Genomic DNA, 26,096 nt, shown 5'->3' with positions numbered 1-26,096 from the left:
CATGAGACGCCTATGTCCGTATGCATGAAATTTCCACGAGCGCTGCTCAGCGTTCGGATCGCAGGCCTGGCTGGCTTGCTGATCAGTCCGCTGGCCCAGGCGGACTTTGCCGTTGCGGGGTTCGAGTTGGTGCATACGGTGCCGGTGGACACCGCGCTTGGCACGGCGGATCTGCGGCAACCCGGCCCCGTGTGGATCGAGCTGTTCGATGGCGCGAAAAGCCGGATCGACATCGGCCAGTTTTATGCGGCGGACCATCCCGGGTCGGTGCTGGGCACGGTGATCGAACACCTTGAGGCCGCCGGCAAACGCGGCGTGAAGATTCGCTTCCTGCTGGAAGAAAAGGGCCTGAAGCTGTCAGATCCCGCCACCCTGGAGCGATTGCGGGCGATTCCCAACCTGACCTTCCGGGTACTGCCCTACGCTCAGGTGAGCGGCGGGATCATCCATGCCAAGTACATGGTGGTGGATGGCAAACAGGCGTTCGTCGGCAGCCAGAACTTCGACTGGCGTTCGCTGGAGCATATCCACGAAACCGGGTTGCGCATCAGCGATGAAAGCACCGTGGCCCAGGTGCAGGCGATCTTCGAACAGGATTGGCAGGCCCAGGCGGCCGTGGCGGCAAACCAGCCGGTGCCCCTGCCCGCCCCCGGCCAGCCGCCGCTACGCAGCGGCAATTACCTGGTGGCCAGCCCGCAACGCTACAACCCGCCCGGCGTGGGCGACTCGCAACAGGAGTTGCCGCGCCTGCTGGCCGAAGCGAAGAACGAAGTGCGGGTGCAACTGCTGGACTATGCGCCGCTGTCCTACGGGCCTGACCGGACCCGGCCCTATTACGCGGTGATCGACAATGCCGTGCGGGCAGCCGCGGCGCGGGGCGTGTCGATCAAGTTGCTGGTGTCCAACTGGAACACCGACAAGCTGGAACTGCCCTACCTGAAAAGCCTGGCGGTGCTGTCCAATGTCCAGGTCAAGATCGTCACCCTGCCCCAGGCGTCCCAGGGGTTCATTCCCTATGCGCGGGTGATTCACAGCAAGACCATGGAGATCGATGGGCAGGTGGCCTGGGTCGGCACCAGCAACTGGCTTGGCGGTTACCTGGACAATTCGCGCAACCTGGAAGTGGTGATGCACGACAGCGCGATGGCCAGGCGCATCGGTGAGCTGCACGGGCAATTGTGGGATGGGCCTTATGCCAAGCCGCTGGAGGTGATGGCTGAGTATCCGGATCCGCATCCGGGCACGCCGTGAAGGCAAAAAAAGGCCGAGCCTTTCGACGGCTCGGCCTCCTGTCCAGCGTTCAGCGTTTTGACGCAACCATCGCCTCCACCGTGGTCACTCTGTCCGCACCGGCCGTAGCCTGCCCTGCCCCGCGCGCCACCTGCGCCCGTACTGCAACAGCATCCTGCAGGATCACCTGCGCGGCCTTCTCCGCCGCCACATAGATCGAGGTGACGATGAAGAAGCCGGGGATTTTCGGGAAAATCGAGGCATCCACCACCCGCAGGTTGCCCACGCCGCGTACGCGGAAGGCGCTGTCGAGCACGGCCATCGGGTCGTTGTCGGCGCCGATCGGGCAGGTGCAGGAGGCGTGGTGGCCCCAGGCCTGGTTCATGACGAAGGTCTTGAGCTGTTCGTCGGTCTGTACCGCGTCGCCAGGCAGTTCTTCGCTGGCGATCAGCCCGGCGTCTTTCAACGGCTGGGCCAGGTTGCGCACGAACTTGATGCCCTCCACCACCGATTGCAGGTCTTCGCCCTGGGTGTCGCTGCCCTCCTCGAAGTAATGGAAGTTGATCAGCGGGGTGTCGGCCGGGTCTTTCGAGCGCAGGGTGACGTAGCCGGCGTTGTTGTTGGTATGGGCCTTGAGTATGGCCCAGGTCAGGTAGTTCAGGTGCTCGACGATCAGCTTCGAGTAGCCGGGGAAATAGCCGCGAAACAGCGCCAGCAGGGAGAAGCAGAACAGGTCCGGCAGTGGCCGTTGCTTCAGGGATTTCTTGATGATCGCCAGGACCGCGCCGTTGGTGCTGTAGACCCCGACCTTGCCCTTGGCCCATTCCTCGTACTGCGGATCGCCCTTGGCGTAGCGCGCGCCCTTGAGCACTTCCCAATTCTCGAAGTTCATCCGGTTGACCACCCCGACCTCGTAGCGGTCCTGCAGGTTGCGCCCGACACCCGGCAACTCGACCCGCACCGGGATGTCCTTGGCTTCCAGGGTTTCGCGCGGGCCTATGCCGGAGAGCATCAGCAGTTGCGGGGTGTTGAAGGCGCCGCCGGCGAGTATCACTTCACGGCTGGCGTGCACCTGGCGCAGTTCACCGGTGGCATTGCGCGGCAAGGTGCAGGCCCGGTACAGCCGCGCGCCCTTGATGTACTCCACGCCATAGGCGCGCTGCTGGTCATCGAGCAGCACCCGGGTCACCAGCGCGTCCAGCTCGATGTGCAGGTTGTCCGGGTGGCGCTTTTGCACATCCAGCAGGCGTTCACGGGTGCCGTGGCGATGGTGGTGCCGGGTGGTCAGCGGCGGATAGCGCAGGCCGATGGCTTCCTCGCGCACCAGCCGCCAGTCGTTGGGGTCGCCCACGCCCTGCAATTGCCAGCCGATGCGCTTGAGGGTTTCGCCCAGGGTCTTGAACGCCTGCTCGGCGGACTTGACGATCGAGCGCACCAGCGACAGGTCGTCGATCACCGCTTCCGGCACCGCCTTTTCCACGTGCAGCCAGCCCTTGAAGCCGTGCCGCGACGGGTTGATGCCGAACCAGGAGAGAAACCGCTGGAACGGCCGGTGATGGCAGTTCTCCAGGTTCTGGAAGTGCTCGCGCATGGCACTGGCGTTCCACGACGGGTCACCGGTGATCTGCGCGATATGGTCCCAGTCCTGGTTGTGCGGGTAGACGGTGATCATCGCGTTGTGCGCGGTGCAGCCGCCCAGGCAACTGGCCCGCGGATACAGCACCCCGTCGACGTTCTCACCCTGGAAGGTCCGGGTGAACTTGGGGTCCTGCGACTGGCGGGCGTCGTTGCTGTAGTGGCGGACGAAGAAGTCCCAGCGCATCGCATCGTTCTCGGTGGAGCGCGGGTGGAACGCCGGCACCTGATACTCCTCCGGCAGCCGCGGGGCGGTGGTGTCTGCCGCCGCCGGGTCGCTGCCCGACTCCAGCACCAGCACCTTGCGGCCCTGTTCGGCCAGGCGGGCGGCGACGGTGCCGCCCCCGGCCCCGGAGCCGACCACGATGTACTCGTAATCCGTTTCGTTGTTCATCGCTGGCCACCTAGAAAGTTTTCAGCAGGGCGATCAAGGCCCGTTTGTCTGCATCACTCAGGGGCGCTTCCTCCTTGAGGAAGCTGGTGCCGAAGTAATGCCCCTTGTCCACCACGAAGTCCGGGCACTTGCTCACCTGCAGCAGCGGCTTGACCAGGCCGGCGAAGACCTTGCGGGCTTCCTCGTCGGAGGCACCAGGCGGCAGTTGCTTGAGGTCGTGCTTGATCTTCAGCAGCAGGTCCAGCACCTGGTCGCGTTTCTCCAGGTCGATGTTGGACAGCAGACTCACCGGCGTACCTTGCGGGATCGGCCCGAGCTGGATGCCATCCTCGCCGAACAGCCACGGCAGCCAGTGGCTGAACAGGCCTTCGAGCTTCTGCAGGAAGGTCGGCAGATAGCCGCTGCTGACCCGCAGATAGCTGGTCTCACTGGTGACGTCGACGGTGCCCATATGGGTCTTGCCGGAGCGGGTCATGACCTGGAAGTCGCCGGTGCGGTTTTCCGGCCACAGCAGCATCTCGATCGAGCTGTCGAAGGACGCCATGCGGTCCTCCACCCCGCCCTTCCAGTGGAATTGACCCAGGCGGTTGTTCAGCAGCAGCGGCGCGGTGGACCACACACTGACCAGCGAGGCTGGCCGCGTATAACCACGTCCGCCCGCCGGCATCGCGTATTCCCAGGGTTCGCCGGTGTAGGGGTTCTGCACCAGCACCGAGCCTACCGCCGGCAATTGCTTGTACGACTCCGACGAGAAGTTGTCCCAGATATTGCCGCCCAGGGCGTTGGTCGCCAGCGGGCTGCAGGCGTTGGTTTCGGTCAGGGTGACCGGCACCCGCAGTTCGGTGGAGAGGAAGTTGTCGGTCAGGAACTTCTCATCCTTGACGATGGCGCGCATCGCCGTCTTGAACTCCGGCGTCTTGCTCCAGGTCCAGTAATTGTTCCAGCACTTGAGGTAACCGTCGTTCACGCAGCCATGGTCGGGAAAGAAGGTCCAGGCCTTTTCCGGCAGTTTGCTGGAGTGACAACGGGCGCAGGTGTCGGCGAAGACTTCCTTGCCGCGCTCCAGTACCGCCGCCGGTTCGCTCAGGTGTGCCGCGCCACCGGGGGCGTTCTTCAGGTAGTCCGGGGTCGCCGAGGCCAGGAAGAACAACGCCAGGTCCGGGGTCTGCGCCTCGTTGGCGTTCCAGTAGGAGGAGTTCTTGCGTGCCACGTCGATGCGGAACGGGGTGATCGGCTTGCCGCCGATCAGCGGCCGGAAGTGGGTGGTCCACTCCTCGCTGTACAGGCCGATATTGATGAACACCCGGTTCAAGGCCCCGAGCGCGCCCACCGAGTCGGCGCCGTCCTTGAGCACCCGCGGGGTGAACACCGTGTCGGGTTTTTTGTAGAACTGCGCCAGCGGGCTGTCCGGCGGCACGCCGGGCACCTCGTTGAACTGGCGGTTGTTCAGCCCGCCGCCGGCGAGTTTTTCCTTGCCCAGGTTCGAGGCCAGCTCGATGCGCGCCTTGAGGTTGTAGACCGCGTTCATGGTGCGCGGGTTGTTGATGTAGTCGGTGGAGACGAACGAGGTGTCCAGCGCTCCCGGTTTCGAGGTGTGGAACAGCTGGTACGGGAAGCTGCTCGGGTCCTGGTTCCACATGAAGATCCGGTCGACCCAGAAGTACTGCGCGCCGGGGTTGGAGTTGAGGTTGGACCAGGCCGGATGTTCAGGGTCGGCCGGCGGGTTGGTCGGGTTCGGCCCGACATGGCAGAAGCCGCAGGACATGCCGACCCGGTAAGGTTTCACCAGCTTGTTGTCGTTGTAATAGGCCGGGTCTTCGTAATAGCGCTTGGCGTCCCACTTCTTCTGCGCGTGCTCGTCGAAGTCCGGGTTGGGGAACAGCCGCAGGCCGACGATCCCGGTGCCGTAGCCGTAGTAGGAGCCCACCGGCAGGTTCTTGCCTCGGGCGCCGATCTTCACCCCGGGGTATTTGGTTTCGTCCTCGAAAGGGTCGGCGGCGCAGGACGGGTCGCGCTTGTCCAGCCACAGGCCGTAGCGATCGTCACGCGGCCCCTCGCCCTTGACGTAGCAGGGTTCGTTGACCACCCCCAGCACTTGCCAGCGTTTATCGCGGTTGTATTTCAGGCTCGGGTGGTTGGAGACGGTCTTGAGCAGGTCCAGGTTGCCGACGCTGTCGCGCGAGAGCTTGTCCCACAGCGCATCGTTGCCGGCGGTCCAGACGATCCAGTTGTTGCGCCCGCGGGCGAAGGCCTGGAGCGCCTGCTGTTCGGTAATGCCGGGGATGAAGGGCGACAGTCGCTCGACCAGCAGTTGCGGTTGCCTGGACACGCCGTAGTCCATGTCGGCGAAATAGTCCTCGTCGGCGCCTCTGAGGCTGCCGGCATCGCGGCCGACGCATTTGGCTTCGTCGAGTCGCTCGCCGGGCTTGTCGCCGCAGGGGTTTTTCGTATCGCTGCTACAGGCCTGTAACAGCACCAAAGGAAGGAAAATGCTCAACATCAGCTTCACGGGTGTCATGCGCTGCTCCTTGCATGTGCTGCAGACCGGTCCCTCTGTCCTTGGGGACACCTGTGTCGCGACCGGTTCTTTTTCTGATGGCCGAACAACCGACTGCCTGCGCACCGGGCCGGTTAACCTCGGCACGCCAATCGCCTTACAACGCCCTACAGCCGCCATACTAGGCCATGGCAAGCGGCTCAATACTTCCATTTGGCGATGAAAAGCCAGGGGTAATTGCGATTGGCTATCGGGCTTCACACTCACCGTTCCGGCTGTCGGAAACGCTACTGGCAACCCGCTGTTTTCCTGCTTTAACTTACTCGTGAGGGACGGATCACCCTCTCTTTCGCGAGGCTGCACATGGACAGGAAAAAGCCCGCTTCTTCGGCTCTTCACGCCGAACATGCCCGTATCGACTCACGTCAGGCTCTGCCGGGCCTGGCGCGCAAAGGCGTTGGCCTGCTCTACGGCAGCATCGATTTCGCCTTCATCTCGGCCGCGGTCAACGTGCGCCGCATCAGCCCGCCGGTCTTCACCAGGGACTTCAGCCAGGCCATCGATCGCTTGAGCATCGACTCCCTTTGGGTATCCGCAAGCAAGGTTCCGTCGGAACAAGGAGGTGCATGAGGCAGAAACGTACCGCGCACTGTTGATGAAGATGACCGGTTTAAATCAAACATATTGGAGTACACCACATGAACGGACACACCAATCCTTCCTTTGACGAAGCCATGCCATTGGGGGCGTCTGATGCGCAATTCATCAATGACCTGCATGAGCTACTGGAGCGCCACGGCAACCTGGATCGCTTCGGACTCTGCCTGCTGCACGATCACTTCGCGATCGGCGAGGACGAGATCCTCCTCGAATGTAACGACCACGATTCCCGCACCCTGCATCTGGATGTGGTCAAGCGCGGCGCCCTGCCGGAAAGCAAGTTCACCAGCTGGCGCATCGGCGGCCCCCGGGCGGAGGCCCTGACCGCCTGTGCCATGGACAAGTGCAAGGTCGAAGCCCTGACCGCCTGCGCCATGGACAAATGCAAGGTCGAAGCCCTGACCGCTTGTGCGATGGACAAGTGCAAGGTCGAAGCCCTGACCGCTTGTGCGATGGACAAATGCAAGGTCGAGGCCTTGACTGCCTGCGCCATGGACAAGTGCAAGTAATCGCGCTTCCCGCCGATGGCCAGTGGCGGGCACGGGAAGTCGATCGGCTGCCGTGCTCGTCCTGGCTCGCGCAGTTCTATGGGCGTCGCTACGGCGCCCTGCTGGGCTCCGGCACAGCGGCGTTGGAACTGGCGCTGCGTCAATTGGGCGTCGCCGCGGGTTGGCGGGTTGCGGTTCCGGCCGCTACCTGCCATCAGGTGGTGGCGGCCGTGCTCAATGCCGGCGCGGTGCCGGTGATTATCGAAAACGCCGCCGAGCTGCTGCTCAGTCCTGCCTCCCTGGCGCCCCACATCAATGGCCTGGACGCGGTGATCGCGGTCCATCAATACGGCCTGCCCTGCGATATCCCCGCCTTGCGCCACCTGCTGGGGGAGCGCTTGCCGATCATCGAAGACAGCGCCGGCGCTTGGGATCTGAGCGGCCCCGGAGCTTCGCTGGTGGTCACTTCCATGGGCCATGGCAAACCCCTGGATATCGGCGGTGGCGGCGCGCTGTGTGGCGATAGCCCGGTGGATGGCGAGATCGATGTCTGGTCGCCGGGCCAGCGTTCGCGGGCACGACCGGCATCGAGCGCTCCCTTGTCGATCCAAGCCTTGCCGGCGCTGATAACCGCCGTCGCCGCGGTCCAGGCGCGCACCCACAGGCTCAGACAACAGGTGCCGGAGCTGCTGGCGCGGTTGCGCGATTACGGCCTGGAACCCTGGGCCGTCGAAGGCACGCTGGCGCCGAGCTGGCAATTCGTGCCGATCCGCACCCGCGAGCGGCCGCTGTTCGAGCGGCTGCGCTACAGCCCCCATGCCGAGGCCCTCGGGGTTTGCGCCCCGGCCTGCGGCGCGCTGCGGGACCTGCCCATGCTCGGGCGCCATGGCGAGGTGGCCCAGGGGCCGCAACCGACCCTGGACCTGCATCACAGCTGGATTCTGCTGGACCCGCTCGCCGCTCTCGACCAGCCACGGCGCCTCGCCGCCTGGGCCGGAGGCCACTGATGAAACGTTTCGACTCGCTCGATGAACCGAACCATGACCTGGACCTGCCCTTCGCGGCCGGCCCACGGGTAAGGCAGCTGGCGGACTACGCCGGCAGCGGCCAGGCCCTGGCCGAAGAACAGCTGCTGGGGGTGGCCGGCGCCCGGGTGCTGTTCGCCAGCTACGGGGCGATCCGCGCCGACTTTGGCAGCCTCTGGGCGACGCCACACGGCACCGACGAGCAGGCCGCGATCGACCTCTGGCTGCTGCACAACGCCGCCTTTATCTCCACCAGCCAGGCGGCGGCACGGGGCATCAACACCCCTATCGCCCTCGACGGCCGCCGGGTGGCAGCCTGGCGCCCGCCTCGCTATGGCCGCGCCGCGGTGCTGTGCTCCCCGGAAAGCGCGCAGGTGCTGTTCGACATCAAGGGCATCGGCGTGCCGCCGGACGAAGCCCCGGTATTGCCCCACTCCAACGGTTTGCTGACCCTGGCCGAAGCGGTGCACGAAGTGCTGATGGAGCATCTGGTATTCGCCGCCATGAACCACGCCGGCGGCGCGATCACGCCGTTGCCAGCCTATGCCCTGATCGATCTGGGCTTCGACGCCTTGTGGCACGACGGGCGCCCGGCAGAACCGGCGGTGCTGTTGTTGCGCCGGCCCTGCACCCGCCCGCGCTGCCAGTGGCAACGCTACTGGCAAGGCGCCGAACTGGCCGGCGCCCTGATGCAGGCCGAACTGTTGCTGCGGCGTTATGGCCTGACTGCCAGCAGCTGTGGTGCGGTGCGCTTTCAGGTTGGCCGGGAGAATGGCGAACTGCGGGTACGGCGCGACGGCGAAGCGCTGCGGGTCAGTGGCCAGGTCGCCGAGACCCTGCAGCGCTTGCTGGCGGATAACCAGGGCGCACCGCTGCTGATCGATGGGGTCAATGTGCAACTGGCCGGAACAGCCAGCATCGAGCCGCTGCAATTGCAGGTGATGGACTTCGGTCGTTATCGGTTTGCCGAGGGTTTCGAGCATCACCTGTACGCCTGGATCGACGCTGACTACCAGAACCTCAACGGGTTGTACCTGGCGCCGGGCGATCCACGCTACGTCCAGCCCGATCCGCGCGTGAGCCTGGCAAGGACTGCCGAGGGCCCGTGTTTCGTCGAACTGCAACGCCAAGTCAGCGGCTTTCGCCAGGGCGGCGAGCCGGATTGTCTGTGCCAGGCGTTGCGCGCAGCCCTGGAAGAAGCCTGCCGGCCGTTGCGCGGTTAGGCGTCAGTCCTGCCCGGAGCGCCGCAGCGGTATCCGCGCCAGAGCCGTCCAGTCCAGCTCGCCATCGCCCCGAGCGACCGCCTCCAGCAGGGAATCGCGCATCACGCTGGCAAACGGCAGCGGCACATGGCGGCTTTGACCGGCGTCCAGCGCCAGGCCGACGTCCTTCAGGCCCAGGACCAAACGGAAGGCCGCCGGGGAAAAGCGTTGCTCGGCGATCTGCGGGCCATAGTTGCGGTACACCGGGGCGTTGAACAGGTTGCTGGCCATGGCAGCGCCCATGCCGCCCAGCCCGAGAAAACCGATGTTCATCTTCGCACTCCTTATTTCGTCAATAGGGGTTCAACAGGGCTCGCGGGCTCAGAGGGCCGGCTGGCTGTCCACGGCAATCGCGGAAAGCAGGCAGACCTGGCGCTCCAGTACATGCTCGAGCGCCGCGTTGATCATGGTCTGGTAGTGAGGCATCTGCCGGTGGATCTCTAGGCCGCCCGGTCGGCCCAGGTTGATAATCCGGGCTCGGCAAAGGAGGCTGGCCAGTCATCCATGGACGACTGGCCACGGGCTCAGTCGTCGGCGCCGACGCGAATCACCAGCTTGCCGAAGTTTTTCCCCTGCAGCAGGCCGATCAACGCCTGGGGCGCGCTTTCCAGTTCATCCACCACTTCCTCGCGGTACTTGATGCGCCCTTCGGCGAACCACTGCGACATGTCGCGGTAGAACTCGTCGTAGCGCGAACCGTAGTCGTCGAAAATGATGAAGCCCTGAATCTTGATGCGCTTGCGCAGCACCAGGCTCATCAGCAGCGAAAGACGGTCCTTGCCCTCTGGCAAATCGGTGTCGTTGTAATGGGCGATCACCCCGCACACTGGCACCCGCGCCGAGGTGTTGAGCAGTGGCAGCACCGCATCGAAGACCTTGCCGCCGACGTTCTCGTAATAGATGTCGATGCCCTTGGGGCAGGCCTTGCCCAGTTGCTCGGCGAAGTCCGCGGCCTGGTGATCGACGCAGCTGTCGAAACCCAGTACCTCGACCGCGTAGCGGCATTTATCCGCGCCGCCGGCCACGCCCACCACATGGCAGCCCTTGAGCTTGCCGATCTGGCCCACGGTCGCGCCCACCGGGCCGGTCGCGGCGGCCACCACCAGGGTTTCCCCGGCCTGGGGCCGGCCGATATCCAGCAGCCCCATGTAGGCGGTGAACCCGGGCATGCCCAGCACACCCAGGGCATAGGAAGGATGCTCCGGCGCCGCGCCAAGCCGGGTCAGGCCCGTGCCGTCGGACAGCCCATAGTCCTGCCAGCCGCTGTAGGCCAGCACCCAGTCGCCCACGGCGTAATCCGGATGATTGGACACTACGACCCGGCTCACGGTGGCGCCGACCATCACCTCGCCCAGGCCCACGGGTGGCGCGTAGGAAGGTGCGTCGCTCATGCGGCCACGCATGTAGGGGTCGAGGGACAGGTAGACGCTGCGCAGCAACACCTGCCCGGCACCGGGTCGGGGAACCGGCTGGTATTCGAGGCGGAAGTTGGCTTCGCTTGGTACGCCATGGGGGCGCGAGGCGAGGACGATGCTGCGATTGATCTGGTTCGACTGAGACATATTCAAACTCCTTCACAGGCAGAGACGCGTTTCAAGAAGCATTCGACGGGTCGCCAGGCTCGGCACTTATTAGACCAGTCGTCTAGTTACCAGGCCAAAAATACCCGCTGGTTAGCAGCGGGTATCAAAGGATCTGTTTAATTCAGCTTTCCAGCATCGCCCGGGTAGTGATCATGGCGTCTTCCAGGGGCCGGACATCACGGTGCAGCTTGCACAGCAGGCTCGCCCCCAGCCACAGCTGATACAGGCCGGTGGCGGTCTGGCGGGCGGCGCTGGCCGGCAGGGAACCGTCGAGGTGGCCCTGCTCGATGCAAGCGGCCAAGCGGTCGATGATCTGCTCGGCACCGTCGCGCAAAGTGATGCGCATCATCTCGGAGAGGTCCGCCACTTCCGCGCTCAGCTTGACCACCAGGCATTTCTGCTCGTCGCCAGGCACGTAGTAGTTGTCCAGCCAGCTCTGCCAATAGCTCATCAAGCGCTCGCGGGCACTCTGGCCAGGGGTGGAGAAACCTTGATCCATGCTCGCCAGGTAGTGGCGGAAGTAGTCCTCCAGCAAGGTCTGGCCGTACTGTTCCTTGGATTTGAAGTAGTGATAGAACGAGCCCTTGGGTACGCCGGCCGTCTGCAGGATCTCGTTGAGGCCGACACAGGTGAAGCCCTTGCCGGCCATCATTCGGTGGCCGGTATCGAGCAAGTGTTGGCGGGTGTCGTCGTAGGTGGGTTTCATGACGCGGAGGATATGCCTGATTAGACCAGTCGTCTAGAAGGTTTCAGCGGCCTGCGATTGTAAGCGCGCCACGCCGCGAATCCGTCAATAGCGTGACACCATGCTCCGCCCTCCTTTCCGCCAACCGCCACCTAAGGCGCGGAAAACACTCCGGTATCGGTCAGCGTCCGGACATCGACCCGATGGGGAAAGATCTTCTTGGCCACGAACAGGTCGTCGACTTCCTGCAAGGCCTGGACGTCCTGGGCCGCCACCGGCAGCAGCGACTCGTCGCCCCAACGGCGCAGGGTCTGCGACACCTCCAGCGGGATGTCGTTGACCCTGGCGAAGACTCGCGCGTATTCGTCCGGGTTCTGCCGGCCCCACTCCAGGGCCTTGGCGAAACGTTGCAGGACATCGCTCAGGGCCTGGCGCTTGAGTGGGTCGCTGAGCACTTCGTCCGAGGCGGTGATGAAGTTCAGCCCGGTGTTGATGCCCTCGCCGCTGATCAGCACTCGGGCGCCCTGCTGCTCGGCGAAAGCCTGATACACACCGAAGGTGGCCCAGGCTTCGATTTGCCCGGCATTGAAGGCCGGCAAGGCGTCGGTCGGCAGCACGAAACCGACCTTGACGTCCTTCTCGTCGACCCCGGCGTTGGCCAGGGCGCGAATCAGCAGGTACTGGGCAATGCTGCCGCGGGCCGACGACACCACCACATTGCGCCCCTTGAGGTCGGCGACGCTGCGGATCGGCGAATCCGCCGGCACCAGGATTGCGATGCCGCGCGCCTGGCCGCGGCGTACCGCTACGATGCGCAACGGCGCGCCACCGGTGGCCGCCGCCAGCACCGGGGTATCGCCAGCCGGTGCCAGGTCGACGGCACCGGCGCGCAGGGCTTCGAACAGCGGCGCGGCGCCCTGGAAGTTCGCCCACTGCACCTGGTACTCGATGCCCTCCAGGGCGTTCGCCGCCTCCACCACCGTGCGCAGGCCCTTGGCCTGGTCGCCGAGGATCAGGGTGACGCCGGACAGGTCCGAGTGTTTCGTGGAGGTGGATTCTGTCTTGCCGCTTTCACCGCAACCGCCAAGCAACAACATGGCCCCCGACAGCAGCAGGGCCGTGGTTTTCCGAAAACGTGAACCTTGCTTTATTAAAAGCTCAACCATGGGCAAACCGCCGAATGCTGTTGTTGGAAGACTGGCGTGCAGAGCCGGCTGCTTGCGGCGCGGGCTCCGCCGCTTCCACCCCCAACAGGCTCAGCAAGCGCGCGCGGATTTCCTGGAAACCGTCCTGGCCGGTGTCCCGCGCGCGTGGCAGGTCGATGCTCAGTTGCTCGGCGATCTTGCCGTTGGCCAGCACGATGACCCGATCGGCCAGGAGGATGGCTTCGTCGACGTCGTGGGTCACCAGCAGCACCGCCGGCGTGTGATTGCGCCAGAGGTCGATGATCAGCCGGTGCATGCGGATCCGGGTCAGCGCATCCAGCGCGGCGAAGGGTTCGTCGAGCAACAGCAGCTTGGGCTCGCGCACCAGGCCGCGGGCCAGGGCCACGCGCTGGGCTTCGCCGCCAGAGAGCGTCGCCGGGTAGGCTTCCAGGCGGTGGGCCAGGCCGACCTCGGTCAGGGCCTGCACCGCGCGGGCGCGGGCATTGGGGATGCGCAGGCCGAGGATCACGTTCTTCCAGGCGCGCTTCCAGGGCATCAGGCGGGGCTCCTGGAACACCGCCGCCCGCGCCTTGGGCACCCGCAACTGGCCGCTGTCGATGCTGTCGAGCCCGGCCAGGCTGCGCAGCAAGGTGGTCTTGCCCGAACCGCTGGCGCCCAGCAGCGCGACGAATTCCCCCGGGGCGATGTCCAGGTCCAGGCCGTCGATGACCCGCTGCTCGCCGAACTGGCGCACCACATTGCGCAGTTGTACCGGATGGGCGGTTTTGGTCGCGTCCACAAGATCGATGCTCGACATATCAATTCCTCACGAAAGTTGGGCGCCAGGCCAGGGCAAAACGTTCCAGGGTGCGGATCAGGCCGTCGATCAGCAGGCCGAGGACGCTGTAGATCAGCAGGCAGATGACGATCACGTCGGTGCGCATGAAGTCCCGCGCATCACTGGCCAGATAACCGATGCCAGCGGTGGTGTTGATCTGCTCGACGAACACCAGGGCCAGCCAGGAAATCCCCAGGGAATAACGCAGGCCGACGAAAAACGAGGGCAAGGCGCCCGGCAGGATCACGTGCCAGATCAGCTCGCGCCGGCTCAGGCCCAGGGTGTTGGCGGCCTCGATCAGCTTGGGGTCGATATTGCGAATGCCAGCGAACAGGTTCAGGTACACCGGGAAGGTGGTGCCGGTGACGATCAGGGCGATCTTGGTGAACTCGCCGATGCCGAACCAGAGAATGAACAGCGGCACCAGGGCCAGGGAGGGAATGGTGCGCAGCATCTGCATCGGCGAATCCAGCACCACCTCGCCGCGTTTCGACAGGCCGCTGATCAGCGCCGCGACCACCCCGATGCTGACGCCGATGCTCAAGCCCACCAGCGCCCGTTGCAGCGACACCAGCAGATGCTTGCCCAATTCACCGGAAGCGATCATGGCCCAGAGCGTGCCGCCGATCTGCGACGGCGCGGCGATCACCCGCTGGGGAATCAGCCCCCAGCGCGAGGCCAGCTCCCACAGCAACAGCAGCACGATCGGGCTGATCAGCCGCAACAACGCCTCGGGGGTGCGCCAGTTGCGCAGCCACCGCGGGATCCAGCGCGCCCCACCCTGCCCTGTACTGTTGAAGCGAACGGCCTTATCGACGGAAAACGAGCTGCTGGTGCCCGGTGTCTCGAAAGTCTTGTCGCTCATCAGGCTTCCTTCCTCATCAAGCACATGGCTGGAGGCGCCATGTTTCAGCTTCGGATTTATGCTATTCGCATAAAAAACCGCAGTGAAATTCTTTTTGGGAATAACCTAATATGATTAAAAATCAGATAGAAAATTAACCAGATAAATTATTTGCATAGTAAACCGACTCGGCCAGCGTCCTTCGCGGAGGGCGCGGGCACGGCGCTATAAAATGCGCATTACTGATTAAGCAGCATTTAAATAATCAGTTAATTTAATAATTAACTTAGAACAAAACGGCATTTCACACCCTGCCCCCGCTGCGCCTACTTTCGACACCACGGACCGACCCCTTGCCCGGTGGAGGCTGAATCACGCCTATTGGAAAACTATTGGAAGAAAACAGGGAATCCACCATGAGTATCGAATTCATCGGTTTTATCGGCGGCCACCACGCCTCGGAAATCCACCCGCGCAGCGGCCCCGTCTTGCAACCCGACTACGTGGAGACAGTCGCCCGCGCCCATGAAGACGCCGGCTTCGACCGCGCCCTGGTGGCGTTCCACTCCAACAGCCCGGACAGCACCCTGATCGCCGCGCACGCCGCCAGCGTGACGAAAAAGCTCAAGTTCCTGATCGCCCATCGCCCGGGTTTCGCCGCGCCGACCCTGGCCGCGCGCCAGTTCACCACCCTGGATGTATTCAATGGCGGGCGCACCGCGGTGCACATCATCACCGGTGGCGACGACCGCGAACTGCGCGCCGACGGCAGCTACATCAGCAAGGACCAACGCTACGCCCGCACCGACGAGTACCTGGACGTGCTACGCCAGGAATGGACCCGCGACCAGCCCTTCGACTATCAAGGCCAGTATTACCAGGTCGAGGGCGCGTATTCGGCGGTGCGGTCGCCGCAACAGCCGCACATCCCGCTGTATTTCGGCGGCTCCTCGGCGGCGGCCATCGCGGTGGCCGGCAAACATGCGGACGTCTATGCGCTGTGGGGCGAAACCTACGAGCAGGTGCGCGAAGTGGTGGCCCAGGTGCGCGCCGAGGCCGCCAAGCATGGCCGCAGCATCAGGTTCAGCCTGTCGTTGCGGCCGATCCTGGCGGACACCGAGGAGCAGGCCTGGGCCCGAGCCGAACGCATCCTGCAGCAGGCCACGGCTCTCGCCGAGCAGACCGGTTTTGTCCGCCGCGAACCGCCCAATGAAGGTTCGCGCCGCCTGCTGGCGGCAGCGGCCCAGGGCTCGCGCCTGGACAAGCGGCTGTGGACCGGCATCGCCGGGCTGCTCGGCGCCCAGGGCAACTCGACGTCCCTGGTTGGCACCCCGGAGCAAGTGGCCGAAGCCCTGCTCGACTACTACGACCTGGGCATCACCACCTTCCTGATCCGTGGTTTCGACCCGCTCGAGGATGCCATCGACTATGGCCAGCGCCTGATCCCGCTGACCCGCAAACTGGTGGCCGAGCGTGAGCGACTGGCCGCGGAAAAAGTCGCCTGAGCTGAAACCCCGACGCATGGAGCCCTGATCGCCCTGTAGCCGCTGGCGCAGGCTGCGTCGGGGCGCAGCCCCGCCAACCTGCCGACGCGCTATTACTGACCCTTGGCGGCGCCTGGCCTGGCGCCCGCTGCGCGGTCGTTCGCAGCCTCGCTTCGCTCGGCAGCGGCTACAAAGCATCACGCCTTGCTGGATTGACGCCTTGTAGCCGCTGGCGCAGCCTGCGATCGGCTGCGCAGCAGACGCAAAACCGGAGACTGCGGTTTGTCAGGCAGACCGCGTCTTGCGGATTCACGACTGCTGTGTCGGAATGCCGCCCAAGCCGATCGCAGGCTACGCCAGCGGCTACAGTGCGTAAGCGCGCTGGCATGTCCGTACCATCACTCCTTGTAGCCCGTATCGCTACGCTCCAACTGACGGATCAATGCATTCCAATGCCGGGCGACACCCGGCCCATCACCACTCTTGAAGGCTTCGGCCTGCTTCTCGACCTTGGCCACCACCTCGGCCGGCGGGAAAATCAGTTCGGCATTGCCACTGGCCTGGGCAGCGATCTGGATATTGCAGGCGCGCTCCAGGTAATGCAGTTGCTGGAACGCATGCTCGACGCTGATGCCCGCGGTGAGCAGCCCGTGGTTGCGCAGGATCAGCACGCTCTTGTCCCCCAGATCCGCCACCAGCCGTTCGCGCTCGTCGAGGTCGAGGGCGATGCCTTCGTAGCCGTGGTAGGCCACGCGCCCGGAAAAGCCGATGGCGTGCTGGGAGATCGGCAGCAGGCCGTCGCGCTGGGCGGACACGGCGATGCCGTCGCGAGTGTGGGTGTGCAAGACCGCATGCAGGTCGGGACGGGCGCCGTGGATCGCGCTGTGGATCACATAACCGGCGTAGTTGATGCCCAGGCCCGTGGGGTCGTCGACGATGGTGCCGTCGATGTCGACCTTGACCAGGTTGGAGGCGCTGATTTCGTCGAACAGCAAGCCGAAGGCGTTGATCAGGAAATGCTCGTCGGGCCCCGGCACCCGCGCGGAAAAGTGCGTGTAGATGTGATCGGTCCACTTGTACAAGGCCGCCAGCCGGTAGGCCGCGGCGAGCTTCACGCGCACCTCCCATTCTTCGGGGCTGACACGCTGGCGAACATTTTTCGAGACGCTGGATAACGGACTGACGCTGCTCATGGCAAAACTTCCTGGATGGCCTTTAAGGAACTCCAGCAAGCCTAGGGGAAGGCAAAAAATAATAAAAAGCACATTTTAATCTAAGCTAATTATCATTATTTTTTATTTTAAGCCGTCCCTCTCCCCTCCCTCTTTACCCCGCTCACGCGGCGCTCTTGATCTTCTGCAGCGAGCCCGCGACCAGCTTGCCAAAGGCATCCACCGGCCCTTGCAGGTTGCCGAGAAAATGCGGGTAGATCAGCCACAGATCCATCACCGGCTTGAAGTCCTTGAGCGGCATCACCGCCAGTTGTTCGCGGTGGGCGCTGCGCTCCAGCAACGGTCGCGGCACCAGGCCGAGCCCCAGGCCATCGGCCACCAGGCCCAGTTGCAACTCGGTGCCGAAGGTTTCCAGGTTGACCCGCAGGGCCAGGCCCTGGTCCGACAGGGTGCGTTGCAGCCCGGCACGGAAGCCGCAGCCGTCCGGATTGAGAATCCAGCCGTTCTGGTAGATGTCGGCGAGCTTGCACGGGCGCTTGGGCAATTGCGCCTTGGCGCAGACCACCACCAGCTCCATCTTGCCGATCGACTCACCGATGATGTTGTCCGGGAAGATCTTGCCGGCCGGGAACAGCGCGGCCGCCGCGTCCAGCTCGCCACGCTCGATCTTGCCCACCAGTTGGCTGCCCCAGCCCGTGGCCACCTGGGCGCGCAGTTCGGGGTATTCGACCCGCAGGTGCTTGAGGGCATCGAGCAGCACCACATCGCCGATGGTCTGCGGCACGCCCAGGCGCAACAGCCCGGTGGGCGGCGCATCGGTGGCCACCAGTTCGCGCAGGGCATCCATTTCCCGCAGGATCAGCCGGCACTGCTCGTACACCCGGGTACCGATCAGGGTCGGCTTGAGCGGCTTGGTGTTGCGGTCGAACAGCTCCACGCCCAAGGCCTGCTCGAAGTTCTGCACCCGCCGGGTGATCGCCGGTTGCGTCAGTTGCAAGGTCTCGGCGGCATGGCTGATGGACTGGCAACGAATCACTTCGACAAAGGCGTCGATATCATCAATTTTCATTTGGTCCGCACATAGAGAACAGTCATTAAGATGTTCGAAAAGCATAGTTTGAATGTGCGTAGCTGGATAGCCTGGCGCATCTATCGATAACGTCTAACGCTATTCACAAGGGTTCTAAATTCCTTTCAGCTATAACCTAATCATAAAAAAATAGCATATTAAGAAAAATCATTATGCTTAAATCCTGATATCGAACTTAGACCACGACCACGGAATCGCCATGACCCAGGCCCGACACCCGGAGAGACTCAGAGCATTCATAGGCGCCCTGGCGGAGCTGATCGACAGCAATCCTCGCGAAGGCGATCTGCTGCACCGCGGCGGCAAGCTGCTGGCCCAGCTGGTCAGCCATGACGACTGGTTGCCCGAAGACTTCGCCCGCCCCGACCCGGAGCGCTATCAACAGTACCTGCTGCACGCCGATTCCCGGCAGCGCTTCAGCATCGTCAGTTTTGTCTGGGGGCCGGGGCAACGCACGCCGATCCACGATCACCGGGTCTGGGGGCTGATCGGTATGTTGCGCGGCGCGGAGTATTCCCAGGGCTTTGCCCGCCAGAGCGACGGCAGCCTGCGGGCCGAGGGCCAGCGAATCCAGCTGCTGCCCGGCCAGGTCGAGGCGGTGTCGCCGAAGATCGGTGACATCCATCAGGTCAGCAACGCCTTCGACGACCAGGTGTCCATCAGCATCCATGTCTACGGCGCCAATATCGGTGCCGTGCGCCGCGCGGTGTACCAAGCCGACGGCAGCGAGAAACTGTTCATTTCCGGTTATTCCAACGCCTTCCTGCCCAATATCTGGGACCTGTCCAAAGAGAGCCAAGCCCTATGAGCACAGCACCTACCCGCTCCTACCCGCAGATCCGCCAGGCGCTGCTGAACCGTGAAGAGCTGGCCCTCGTCGATGTGCGCGAAGAGGCGCCCTTCGCCCAGGGGCATCCGCTGTTCGCCGCCAATATCCCGCTGTCGAAACTGGAGCTGGAGGTGTATTCACGGATTCCCCGGCGCGATACCCAAATCACCCTCTATGACCATGGCGAAGGCCTGGCGGAACGTGCCGTGCAACGTCTGCAAGCGCTGGGCTACAGCAACGTCAGCCTGCTCGAGGGCGGCCTGCAAGGCTGGCGCGACGCCGGTGGCGAGTTGTTTATCGACGTCAATGTGCCGAGCAAGGCCTTCGGCGAACTGGTGGAAAGCCAGCGGCATACGCCGTCCCTGGCGGCGGAAGAAGTCCAGGCCCTGCTCGACAGCCAGGCTGACGTGGTGGTGCTCGACGCCCGGCGTTTCGACGAATACCAGACCATGAGCATTCCCCGTGGCATCAGCGTGCCGGGGGCGGAGCTGGTGCTACGCGCCCGCGAGCTGGCGCCGGACCCGGCGACCCGGATTATCGTCAACTGCGCCGGACGCACCCGCAGCATCATCGGCACCCAGTCGCTGATCAACGCCGGCATCGCCAACCCGGTGGCCGCCCTGCGCAACGGCACCATCGGCTGGACCCTGGCCGGGCAGACGCTGGAGCACGGCCAGTCGCGGCGCTTCGCTGCGACCAGCGAAGCTCATCGCGCCGTTGCCGCCGATGATGCCCGGCGGGTGGCCGACAAGGCACGAGTGGGCCGCGCCAGTCTCGGCGATCTGCAACGCTGGCAGCAGGAAACGCAGCGCAGCACCTACCTGTTCGACGTGCGCACCGTGGAAGAATTCGAGGCCGGCCACCTGCCCGCGGCCCGCTCCACCCCCGGCGGACAACTGGTACAGGAAACCGATCATTTCGCCAGTGTGCGCGGCGCGCGCCTGGTGCTGGTGGACGACGATGGCGTGCGCGCCAATATGTCCGCCTCCTGGCTGGCGCAGCTGGGCTGGCAGGTGTACGTGCTGGACGACTTGCAGCCCGCACATTTCAGCGAACAAGGCCCCTGGCAGGCCCCGGTGCCCGCGCCGCGCCAGGCCGAGGAAATCAGCCCGGACACCCTGGCCCAATGGCTGGGCGAAGGCGACACTCTGGTGCTGGATTTCACCAGCAGCGCCAACTACGTCAAGCGGCATATCCCGGGGGCCTGGTGGGCCTTGCGCGCGCAGTTGCCGCAGGTCCTGGCCAAGCTGCCGCCCGCCGAGCGTTATGTGCTGACCTGCGGCAGCAGCCAGTTGGCACGGCTGGCAGTCGCCGAGGTCGAGGCCCTGACCGGCAAGGCGGTATTCCTGCTGCACCAGGGCACCGCCAGCTGGATCGCCGCGCAGCTGCCGCTGGAGACGGGCGAAACCCGCCTGGCCTCGCCGCGCATCGACCGTTATCGCCGCCCCTACGAGGGCACCGACAACCCCCACGAAGCCATGCAAGCCTACCTGGACTGGGAGTTCGGATTGGTGGAGCAACTGGCCCGCGACGGCACCCACGGTTTTTATGTGATCTGAACCCTGTGAATTGAAGCCCGGCTCATGTGCCTTCAGCGGTCATGAGCCAGCCGACGCAACACCCGGACCGACCCCTTTCTCCAGGCGGAGGTGACCCCCAACCACCGACACCCGCCTGGAGCCTGTCGTCATGCGCCTTACCCTGCCCTTCATCACCCCGCTGTTGCTGGCTGCCACTCTCTGCCTCGCCGCCACGGTGCAGGCCGCCGACCTGCAACCGCTGCGGGTGGCCAATCAGAAATCCACGATCAAGGTCTTGCTGCAAGTCTCCGGCGAGCTGCAGGACGTGCCTTATGAAATCCAGTTCTCCGAGTTCCCCGCCGCCGCCCCCCTGGGCGAAGCGCTGAATGCCGGCGCCGTGGATATCGGCGCCCTGGGCGATGCGCCCTATGTGTTCGCCCTCGGCGCCGGCGCGCCGCTCAAGGTGGTCAGCATCGTCCACGCCCAGGGGCGCTACACCACGGCCATTCTCGCGCCCAGGGATTCGCCGCTGAACGACGCCCGCGACCTCAAGGGCAAGCGCATCGTCACCACCCGTGGCTCCATCGGCCACTTCCTGGCGATCAAGGCCCTGCGCAGTGTCGGCCTGAGCACCCGGGACGTGCAGTTCATCTACCTGCTGCCCAGCGAGTCGCGCATCCTCCTGGACAACGGCAGCGCCGACGCCTGGTCGACCTGGGATCCCTACACCACCATCGCCACCACCCAGAGCCAGGCCAAGGTGCTGGCCAGCGGCGACAGCCTGCTGAGCAACCACCTGTACCTGGCCGCCACCCGCCAGGCCATCACCGACAAACGCCAGCAGCTCGAAGACTTCGTCGCCCGGGTCGATCGCGCCTACCGCTGGACCAATGCCCATCCCCAGGAGTTCGCCGCCGCCCAGGCCCTGGTCACCGGCCTGCCGCTGGCGGTGCACCTGGCGGTGGCCCAGGCCACGCACATGCAGCCGGTGGCGATCGACGACCAGGTCATCGGCGGCCTGCAAACCACCGCGGACATCTACCGCGAGGAAGGCATCCTCACCCGGCCCATCGACGTTTCCCAAGGCTTCGACAAGAGCTTCAACGCCCCGCGCGTGCAACTCAACCAGGCATCCCGCTAACCAGGCTACGGATTCAGGAGCACCACCATGAGCAAACAACGTCAATTGAAACTCGGCGCGATGGTCCATGGCGTCGGTCACGGCTGGGGCGAATGGCGCCATCCGCGGGCCCTGGCCAACGCCAGCGTGAACTTCGACTTCTATAAGCAGCAGGCGCAACTGGCCGAGACGGCGAAGTTCGACTTCGTGTTCATCGCCGACAGCCTGCACATCCATGAAAAATCCAGCCCGCACTACCTCAACCGCTTCGAGCCGCTGACCATCCTCTCGGCCCTGGCCGCCAGCACCCGGCATATCGGCCTGGTGGCCACTGTCACCGTCAGCTACACCGAGCCGTTCCAGGTCGCCCGCCAACTCGCCTCGCTGGACCATATCAGCGGCGGTCGCGCCGGCTGGAACGTGGTCACCTCCTGGCTCAGCGGCACCGCCGACAACTTCGGCAAGGCCGAGCACCCGCCCCACGCCGTGCGCTACCGCATCGCCAAGGAACATGTGGCGGTGGTCCAGGGCCTGTGGGATTCCTGGGAGGACGACGCCTTCGCCTACGACAAGCACAGCGGCGAGTTCTTCACCCCCGGCAAGCTGCATGCCCTGGAGCACAAGGGCGAGTTCTTCTCGGTGAAGGGCCCGCTGAACATCGCGCGCTCCCGGCAAGGCCAACCGGTGATCTTCCAGGCCGGCACCTCCGAGGACGGGCGCAATTTCGCCGCCGAAAATGCCGATGCGATTTTCGTCAATTCCGAGGGCTTCGACGAAGCCCGCGCCTATTATCAGGACCTGAAGCGCCGCGCCAGCGGCTTTGGCCGCGATCCACAGCTGCTGTCGATCCTGCCCGGCATCCGCCCGATCGTTGGCCGCGATGCCGCAGAAGTCGAAGAGCGTTACCAGCAGGCGGTAGCGCTGGTGAGCATCGAAGACGCCATAGTCGCTCTCGGCCGGCCGTTCAACGACCATGACTTCAGCCAGTACCCGCTGGACGGGCCCTTCCCCGACCTCGGCGACCTCGGCGCCAACAGCCAGAAAGGCGGCTCGGAGCGGATCAAGCAGCTGGCCAGGGATGAGGGCCTGACCTTGCGCGAAGTGGCCCTGCGCTTCTCCCGACCACGGCGCGACTTCGTCGGCACCCCTGAGCAGGTCGCCGACGCCATTCAGACATGGTTCGAAGAAGGCGCGGCCGACGGTTTCATCATCAACTCGCTGCTGCCGGACGGCCTGCAGTACTTCACCGAACGGGTGGTGCCGGTGCTGCAACAACGCGGCCTGTTCCGTGACCAATACAGCGGCCAGACCCTGCGCGACAACCTCGGCCTGCCGGTGCCGGTCAACCGCTACGCCACTGCGTCCCAGGCCAGCGCAACCCAGAGCGAGGCCGTGGCATGAGCGAATACCTCAACCGTCGCGGCTTCCTCACCGCCAGCTCGCTGGCCCTCGGCGCCTTGGGTTTGTCATCGCTGGGGTTCGCGCCACGGGTATTCGCCCAGGGCAACAGCCTTGCCGACCTGACCCTGGGAGTCGCCACCTACCGTGGGCAGGACTCCTACTTCGTCGAGGACGCCGGCACCGCCAACACCCCCTATAAGGTCGAATACTCGGAGTTCGCCGGCGGCAACCTGATAGTCGAGGCCCTGGCCTCGGGCAGCCTGGACGTCGGCGGGATGAGCGAGATCCCGCCGATCTTCTCGATCCAGAGCCATCGCCAGCCACGCCTGATCGCGGTGCTGCAAGGTGACGTGAACAACCAGGTGTTCCTGATCCCCAAGGACTCGAAGGTCGAGTCGGTCGCGCAGTTGCGCGGCAAGCGCGTCGGCTATGTGCGCTCCACCACCTCGCACTACTTCCTGATCAAGGCCTTGAAGGAACAGGGCCTGAGCATGAACGACATCACCGCGGTAGCGCTCACGCCCCAGGATGGGTTCAGCGCCTTCCAGAGTGGCCAGCTCGATGCCTGGGTGATCTATGGCGTGTTTATCCAGCTGGCGAAATTCCGCAGCGGCGCCCGGGTACTGAAGACCGCCCTGGGCTACCTGTCCGGCAACTACCTGATCGCCGCGCGGCCCGCGGCCCTGGAAGAGCCGCTGCGCAAGCAGGCGATCCAGGACTATATCCAGCGCCAGGCGCGCACCCTGGAGTGGATCAACGACAACCCCGGGCCCTGGGCAAGCAAGTCGGCGCAGTTGCTGGGCGTCGACAAGGCGGTGTTTCTCGACATGTACAACAACCGCAGCCAGCCGTCGCGGATCATCGCCGTCAACGACCAGGCCATCGCCTCGCAGCAGGCAGTCGCCGACCTGTTCTTCGACGCCGGCGTACTCAGCGAACGGCTCGACGTCAGTCCCCTGTGGGACCGAAGTTTTGCCTTGCTGCCGCTATGAACAGGCTCCCAACCTCCTTGATCGAGTGAAGTCACCATGAGTCTTTCTTCTCCCCTGCCGCCCTTGCTGCACCCGGTCGAAGTCGCCGACTTCGACGCCTTGCTGCAAGGCCTTGGCCAGCAACTCGGCGCCACGGCCCACCTGTACGACCAGAGCGGCGCCTTTCCCCGGGACAACTTTGCCCTGCTGCATCAGCACGGCCTGTTGGCCCTGACGGTGCCCAAGCACCTGGGCGGTGGCGGCGCCAGCCTGGCCCAGGCGCGCAAGGTGATCAGCGCGGTGGCCAAGGGCGAACCCTCCACCGCGCTGATCCTGGTGATGCAGTACCTGCAGCATTCGCGCCTGCAAGACAGCAAGAGCTGGCCCGAAGCCCTGCGCCTGCGGGTGGCCGCCGACGCGGTGCGCGACGGCGCCTTGATCAATGCCCTGCGGGTCGAGCCCGACCTTGGCACCCCGGCCCGCGGTGGCCTGCCGGCGACCATCGCCCGGCGCACCGCCGCCGGCTGGCGCATCAGCGGGCGCAAGATCTACTCCACCGGCAGCCATGGCCTGAGCTGGTTCAGCGTCTGGGCCCGCAGCACCGACGAAGATCCGCTGGTCGGCGCCTGGCTGGTGCACAAGGACACCCCCGGCATCAGCATCGTCGAGGATTGGGACCACCTGGGCATGCGCGCCACCTGCAGCCACGAAGTGCTGTTCGACAACGTGCTGGTGCCGCTGGACCACGCCGTCAGCGTCAGCCCCTGGAGCGCGCCGCAGCCGGAGCTGGATGGCGATGGATTCCTGTGGATGGCGGTGCTGCTGTCGGCGGTCTACGACGGCATCGCCCAGGCCACGCGGGACTGGCTGGTGGGCTGGCTGGAACAACGCAAGCCGTCCAACCTCGGCGCGGCATTGGCAACCCTGCCGCGTTTCCAGGAAACCCTCGGCCATATCGATACCCTGCTGTTCGCCAACCGCAGCCTGCTGGATTCCGCCGCCGAAGGCCGCACGCCGACGAGCAACGCCGCGCAACTGAAGTACCTGGTGACCGGCAACGCGATTCGCGCCGTCGAGCTGGCCATCGAGGCCTCCGGCAACCCCGGCCTGTCGCGGCACAGCCCGCTGCAACGACATTACCGCGATGTGCTCTGCGGTCGTGTGCACACCCCGCAGAACGATGCCGTGCTGCAAGGTGTCGGCAAAGCGGTATTCGCCCAGCGCCAGAACAAGGACAAGTCATGACCCAGCTCGTTATCGCCAGCCAACTGGATGCCGACTTCAACGCGGTGATCCGCCAGCGCCTTGAGCAGACTCACCCCGGGGCCAGGGTGCTCGACGTCCCCGTCGGCGTGCCCAGCGACCTGCCGGCCGAGGTCAGCATCCTGCTGGCGCGACCGATCAATGTGCGGGGTTACCTGGCGCCGGATACCCCGCCTCCGGGCTGGCCCTACGCATTGCAGTGGGTGCAGGTGGTGTCGTCGGGCATCGACTTCTACCCCAGGTGGCTGTTCAACGGCCCGCCGGTCAGCACCCTGCGCGGCAGCGGGGCCGAGAACATTGCCGAGTTCGCCCTGGCCGCGATCTTCGCCGCGGCCAAGCACCTGCCGCAGATCTGGGTGCATGACCCGCAGTGGAACTTCACCGCGCTGACCCCGCTCAAGGGCAGCACCCTGGGGCTTCTCGGCTTTGGCGCGATCGGCCGCAGCCTGGCGGGCAAGGCCCGGGCCCTGGGCCTGAATGTGCTTGCCCTGCGCCAGAGCCAGGCGCCGTTCGAGGTCGAGGGCGTGCAGGCGGCGCGGGATATCCATGAGCTGTTCGCCCGTAGCGACCATCTGGTGCTGGCGGCGCCCTTGACCGAAGCGACCCGGCATATCGTCGACCGCGAGGTGCTGGCCAGCGCCAAGCCCGGCCTGCACCTGATCAACATCGCCCGCGGCGGCCTGCTGGACCAGGACGCCCTGCTCGCGGCCCTGGACAGCGGGCACATCGGCCTGGCCTCGCTGGACGTCACCGAACCCGAACCCCTCCCGGCCGGCCATCGGCTGTACAGCCATCCCAGGGTGCGGCTGTCGCCCCATACCTCGTCGGTCTCCACCAACAGCCGGCATGAGATCGCCGACGGTTTCCTGGCCAACCTCGAGCGTTTTCTTGCAGGACAGCCGTTGGAGAACCCGGCGAATCTCGAGCGCGGCTACTAGCGGGCGCCAGACGTTTCACCGC

Annotated in this window: 22 protein-coding genes and 1 pseudogene; 13 read left to right on the top strand and 10 right to left on the bottom strand. The window is 65.0% G+C overall.

Annotated elements, in window-relative coordinates; genetic code table 11:
- Positions 1 to 24: 24 nt before the first annotated feature.
- Positions 25 to 1,251: a phospholipase D-like domain-containing protein gene (locus J4E58_RS18390; RefSeq protein WP_256583171.1), complete on the top strand. Its 1,227-nt coding sequence runs from the start codon at positions 25 to 27 to the stop codon at positions 1,249 to 1,251.
- A 49-nt stretch (positions 1,252 to 1,300) separates the two neighbouring features.
- Here the strand turns inward: J4E58_RS18390 and J4E58_RS18385 are convergent, their stop codons facing one another.
- Together J4E58_RS18385 and J4E58_RS18380 are read right to left on the bottom strand one after the other, a co-directional pair.
- Entirely contained in the window at positions 1,301 to 3,259 is a 1,959-nt protein-coding gene (locus J4E58_RS18385) for a GMC family oxidoreductase (protein WP_087090938.1), read from the bottom strand.
- Positions 3,260 to 3,269: 10 nt separating this feature from the next.
- Positions 3,270 to 5,777 carry a hypothetical protein gene (locus J4E58_RS18380; RefSeq protein WP_087090937.1) on the bottom strand — a complete coding sequence of 836 codons (2,508 nt, stop codon included), beginning with the start codon at positions 5,775 to 5,777 and terminating at the stop codon, positions 3,270 to 3,272.
- A gap of 342 nt (positions 5,778 to 6,119) precedes the next feature.
- Here J4E58_RS18380 and J4E58_RS18375 point away from each other — a divergent pair, with 342 nt between their 5' ends.
- From J4E58_RS18375 to J4E58_RS18360, 4 genes are all read left to right on the top strand, one after another.
- Entirely contained in the window at positions 6,120 to 6,386 is a 267-nt protein-coding gene (locus J4E58_RS18375; RefSeq protein WP_087090936.1) for a hypothetical protein, read from the top strand.
- 68 nt (positions 6,387 to 6,454) lie between these two features.
- Positions 6,455 to 6,925 carry a hypothetical protein gene (locus J4E58_RS18370; protein WP_087090935.1) on the top strand — a complete coding sequence of 157 codons (471 nt, stop codon included), beginning with the start codon at positions 6,455 to 6,457 and terminating at the stop codon, positions 6,923 to 6,925.
- Positions 6,916 to 7,911, top strand: a complete 996-nt coding sequence (locus J4E58_RS18365) for a DegT/DnrJ/EryC1/StrS family aminotransferase (RefSeq protein ID WP_256583173.1) — start codon at positions 6,916 to 6,918, stop codon at positions 7,909 to 7,911. The genes J4E58_RS18370 and J4E58_RS18365 overlap by 10 nt, the downstream gene beginning before the upstream one ends.
- Positions 7,911 to 9,152: a hypothetical protein gene (locus J4E58_RS18360; protein ID WP_087090933.1), complete on the top strand. Its 1,242-nt coding sequence runs from the start codon at positions 7,911 to 7,913 to the stop codon at positions 9,150 to 9,152. Before J4E58_RS18365 ends, J4E58_RS18360 begins: the two co-directional genes overlap by 1 nt.
- A gap of 3 nt (positions 9,153 to 9,155) precedes the next feature.
- Here the strand turns inward: J4E58_RS18360 and J4E58_RS18355 are convergent.
- The 6 genes and pseudogenes from J4E58_RS18355 to J4E58_RS18330 all read right to left on the bottom strand — a co-directional run.
- Positions 9,156 to 9,422 (bottom strand): annotated as a pseudogene (locus J4E58_RS18355) (NAD-binding protein); the annotation flags it as partial.
- A gap of 293 nt (positions 9,423 to 9,715) precedes the next feature.
- The gene (locus J4E58_RS18350; protein WP_087090932.1) at positions 9,716 to 10,753 is read right to left on the bottom strand and encodes an NADP-dependent oxidoreductase; all 1,038 of its coding nucleotides are present in this window, start codon (positions 10,751 to 10,753) and stop codon (positions 9,716 to 9,718) included.
- 142 nt (positions 10,754 to 10,895) lie between these two features.
- A complete protein-coding gene (locus J4E58_RS18345) occupies positions 10,896 to 11,480 on the bottom strand; it encodes a TetR/AcrR family transcriptional regulator (RefSeq protein WP_087090931.1) in 585 nt (194 codons plus the stop codon).
- Between the two features lie 131 nt (positions 11,481 to 11,611).
- Entirely contained in the window at positions 11,612 to 12,625 is a 1,014-nt protein-coding gene (locus tag J4E58_RS18340) for an ABC transporter substrate-binding protein (RefSeq protein WP_087090930.1), read from the bottom strand.
- Entirely contained in the window at positions 12,618 to 13,421 is an 804-nt protein-coding gene (locus J4E58_RS18335) for an ABC transporter ATP-binding protein (RefSeq protein ID WP_087090929.1), read from the bottom strand. Before J4E58_RS18335 ends, J4E58_RS18340 begins: the two co-directional genes overlap by 8 nt.
- Before the next feature lies 1 nt (position 13,422).
- Positions 13,423 to 14,307: an ABC transporter permease gene (locus J4E58_RS18330; protein ID WP_087090928.1), complete on the bottom strand. Its 885-nt coding sequence runs from the start codon at positions 14,305 to 14,307 to the stop codon at positions 13,423 to 13,425.
- Positions 14,308 to 14,702: 395 nt separating this feature from the next.
- Here J4E58_RS18330 and J4E58_RS18325 point away from each other — a divergent pair, with 395 nt between their 5' ends.
- Positions 14,703 to 15,791: an LLM class flavin-dependent oxidoreductase gene (locus tag J4E58_RS18325; RefSeq protein WP_087090927.1), complete on the top strand. Its 1,089-nt coding sequence runs from the start codon at positions 14,703 to 14,705 to the stop codon at positions 15,789 to 15,791.
- A 377-nt stretch (positions 15,792 to 16,168) separates the two neighbouring features.
- Here J4E58_RS18325 and J4E58_RS18320 read toward each other — a convergent pair whose 3' ends face one another.
- Positions 16,169 to 16,963 carry a class II aldolase/adducin family protein gene (locus tag J4E58_RS18320; protein WP_087090926.1) on the bottom strand — a complete coding sequence of 265 codons (795 nt, stop codon included), beginning with the start codon at positions 16,961 to 16,963 and terminating at the stop codon, positions 16,169 to 16,171.
- A gap of 142 nt (positions 16,964 to 17,105) precedes the next feature.
- Positions 17,106 to 18,011 carry a LysR family transcriptional regulator gene (locus J4E58_RS18315; RefSeq protein ID WP_009049085.1) on the bottom strand — a complete coding sequence of 302 codons (906 nt, stop codon included), beginning with the start codon at positions 18,009 to 18,011 and terminating at the stop codon, positions 17,106 to 17,108.
- A 220-nt stretch (positions 18,012 to 18,231) separates the two neighbouring features.
- Between J4E58_RS18315 and J4E58_RS18310 the strand changes: the two genes are divergently transcribed.
- The 7 genes from J4E58_RS18310 (at position 18,232) to J4E58_RS18280 (ending at position 26,074) form a co-directional block, all read left to right on the top strand.
- Positions 18,232 to 18,840 carry a cysteine dioxygenase gene (locus J4E58_RS18310; protein ID WP_087090925.1) on the top strand — a complete coding sequence of 203 codons (609 nt, stop codon included), beginning with the start codon at positions 18,232 to 18,234 and terminating at the stop codon, positions 18,838 to 18,840.
- Positions 18,837 to 20,420, top strand: coding sequence for a rhodanese-related sulfurtransferase (locus J4E58_RS18305; protein ID WP_087090924.1), 1,584 nt, complete (start codon positions 18,837 to 18,839; stop codon positions 20,418 to 20,420). Before J4E58_RS18310 ends, J4E58_RS18305 begins: the two co-directional genes overlap by 4 nt.
- A 130-nt stretch (positions 20,421 to 20,550) precedes the next feature.
- Positions 20,551 to 21,522 (top strand): ABC transporter substrate-binding protein, encoded by a 972-nt coding sequence (locus J4E58_RS18300; RefSeq protein WP_087090923.1) that lies wholly within the window; start codon positions 20,551 to 20,553, stop codon positions 21,520 to 21,522.
- Between the two features lie 27 nt (positions 21,523 to 21,549).
- Entirely contained in the window at positions 21,550 to 22,902 is a 1,353-nt protein-coding gene (locus J4E58_RS18295; RefSeq protein ID WP_087090922.1) for an LLM class flavin-dependent oxidoreductase, read from the top strand.
- Positions 22,899 to 23,894 carry an ABC transporter substrate-binding protein gene (locus J4E58_RS18290; RefSeq protein ID WP_087090921.1) on the top strand — a complete coding sequence of 332 codons (996 nt, stop codon included), beginning with the start codon at positions 22,899 to 22,901 and terminating at the stop codon, positions 23,892 to 23,894. Before J4E58_RS18295 ends, J4E58_RS18290 begins: the two co-directional genes overlap by 4 nt.
- A gap of 36 nt (positions 23,895 to 23,930) precedes the next feature.
- The gene (locus J4E58_RS18285; protein ID WP_087090920.1) at positions 23,931 to 25,118 is read left to right on the top strand and encodes an acyl-CoA dehydrogenase family protein; all 1,188 of its coding nucleotides are present in this window, start codon (positions 23,931 to 23,933) and stop codon (positions 25,116 to 25,118) included.
- Positions 25,115 to 26,074 carry a D-isomer specific 2-hydroxyacid dehydrogenase family protein gene (locus tag J4E58_RS18280; protein ID WP_087090919.1) on the top strand — a complete coding sequence of 320 codons (960 nt, stop codon included), beginning with the start codon at positions 25,115 to 25,117 and terminating at the stop codon, positions 26,072 to 26,074. Before J4E58_RS18285 ends, J4E58_RS18280 begins: the two co-directional genes overlap by 4 nt.
- Positions 26,075 to 26,096: the final 22 nt, after the last annotated feature.

Origin of the sequence: Pseudomonas sp. FW305-25 (genome assembly GCF_017351415.1) — a bacterium.
GTDB classification, from domain to species: Bacteria; Pseudomonadota; Gammaproteobacteria; order Pseudomonadales; family Pseudomonadaceae; genus Aquipseudomonas; species Aquipseudomonas chlororaphis.
The sequence above is the reverse complement of the archived record's forward strand: the minus strand, read 5'-3'. Positions and strand labels throughout refer to the sequence as shown.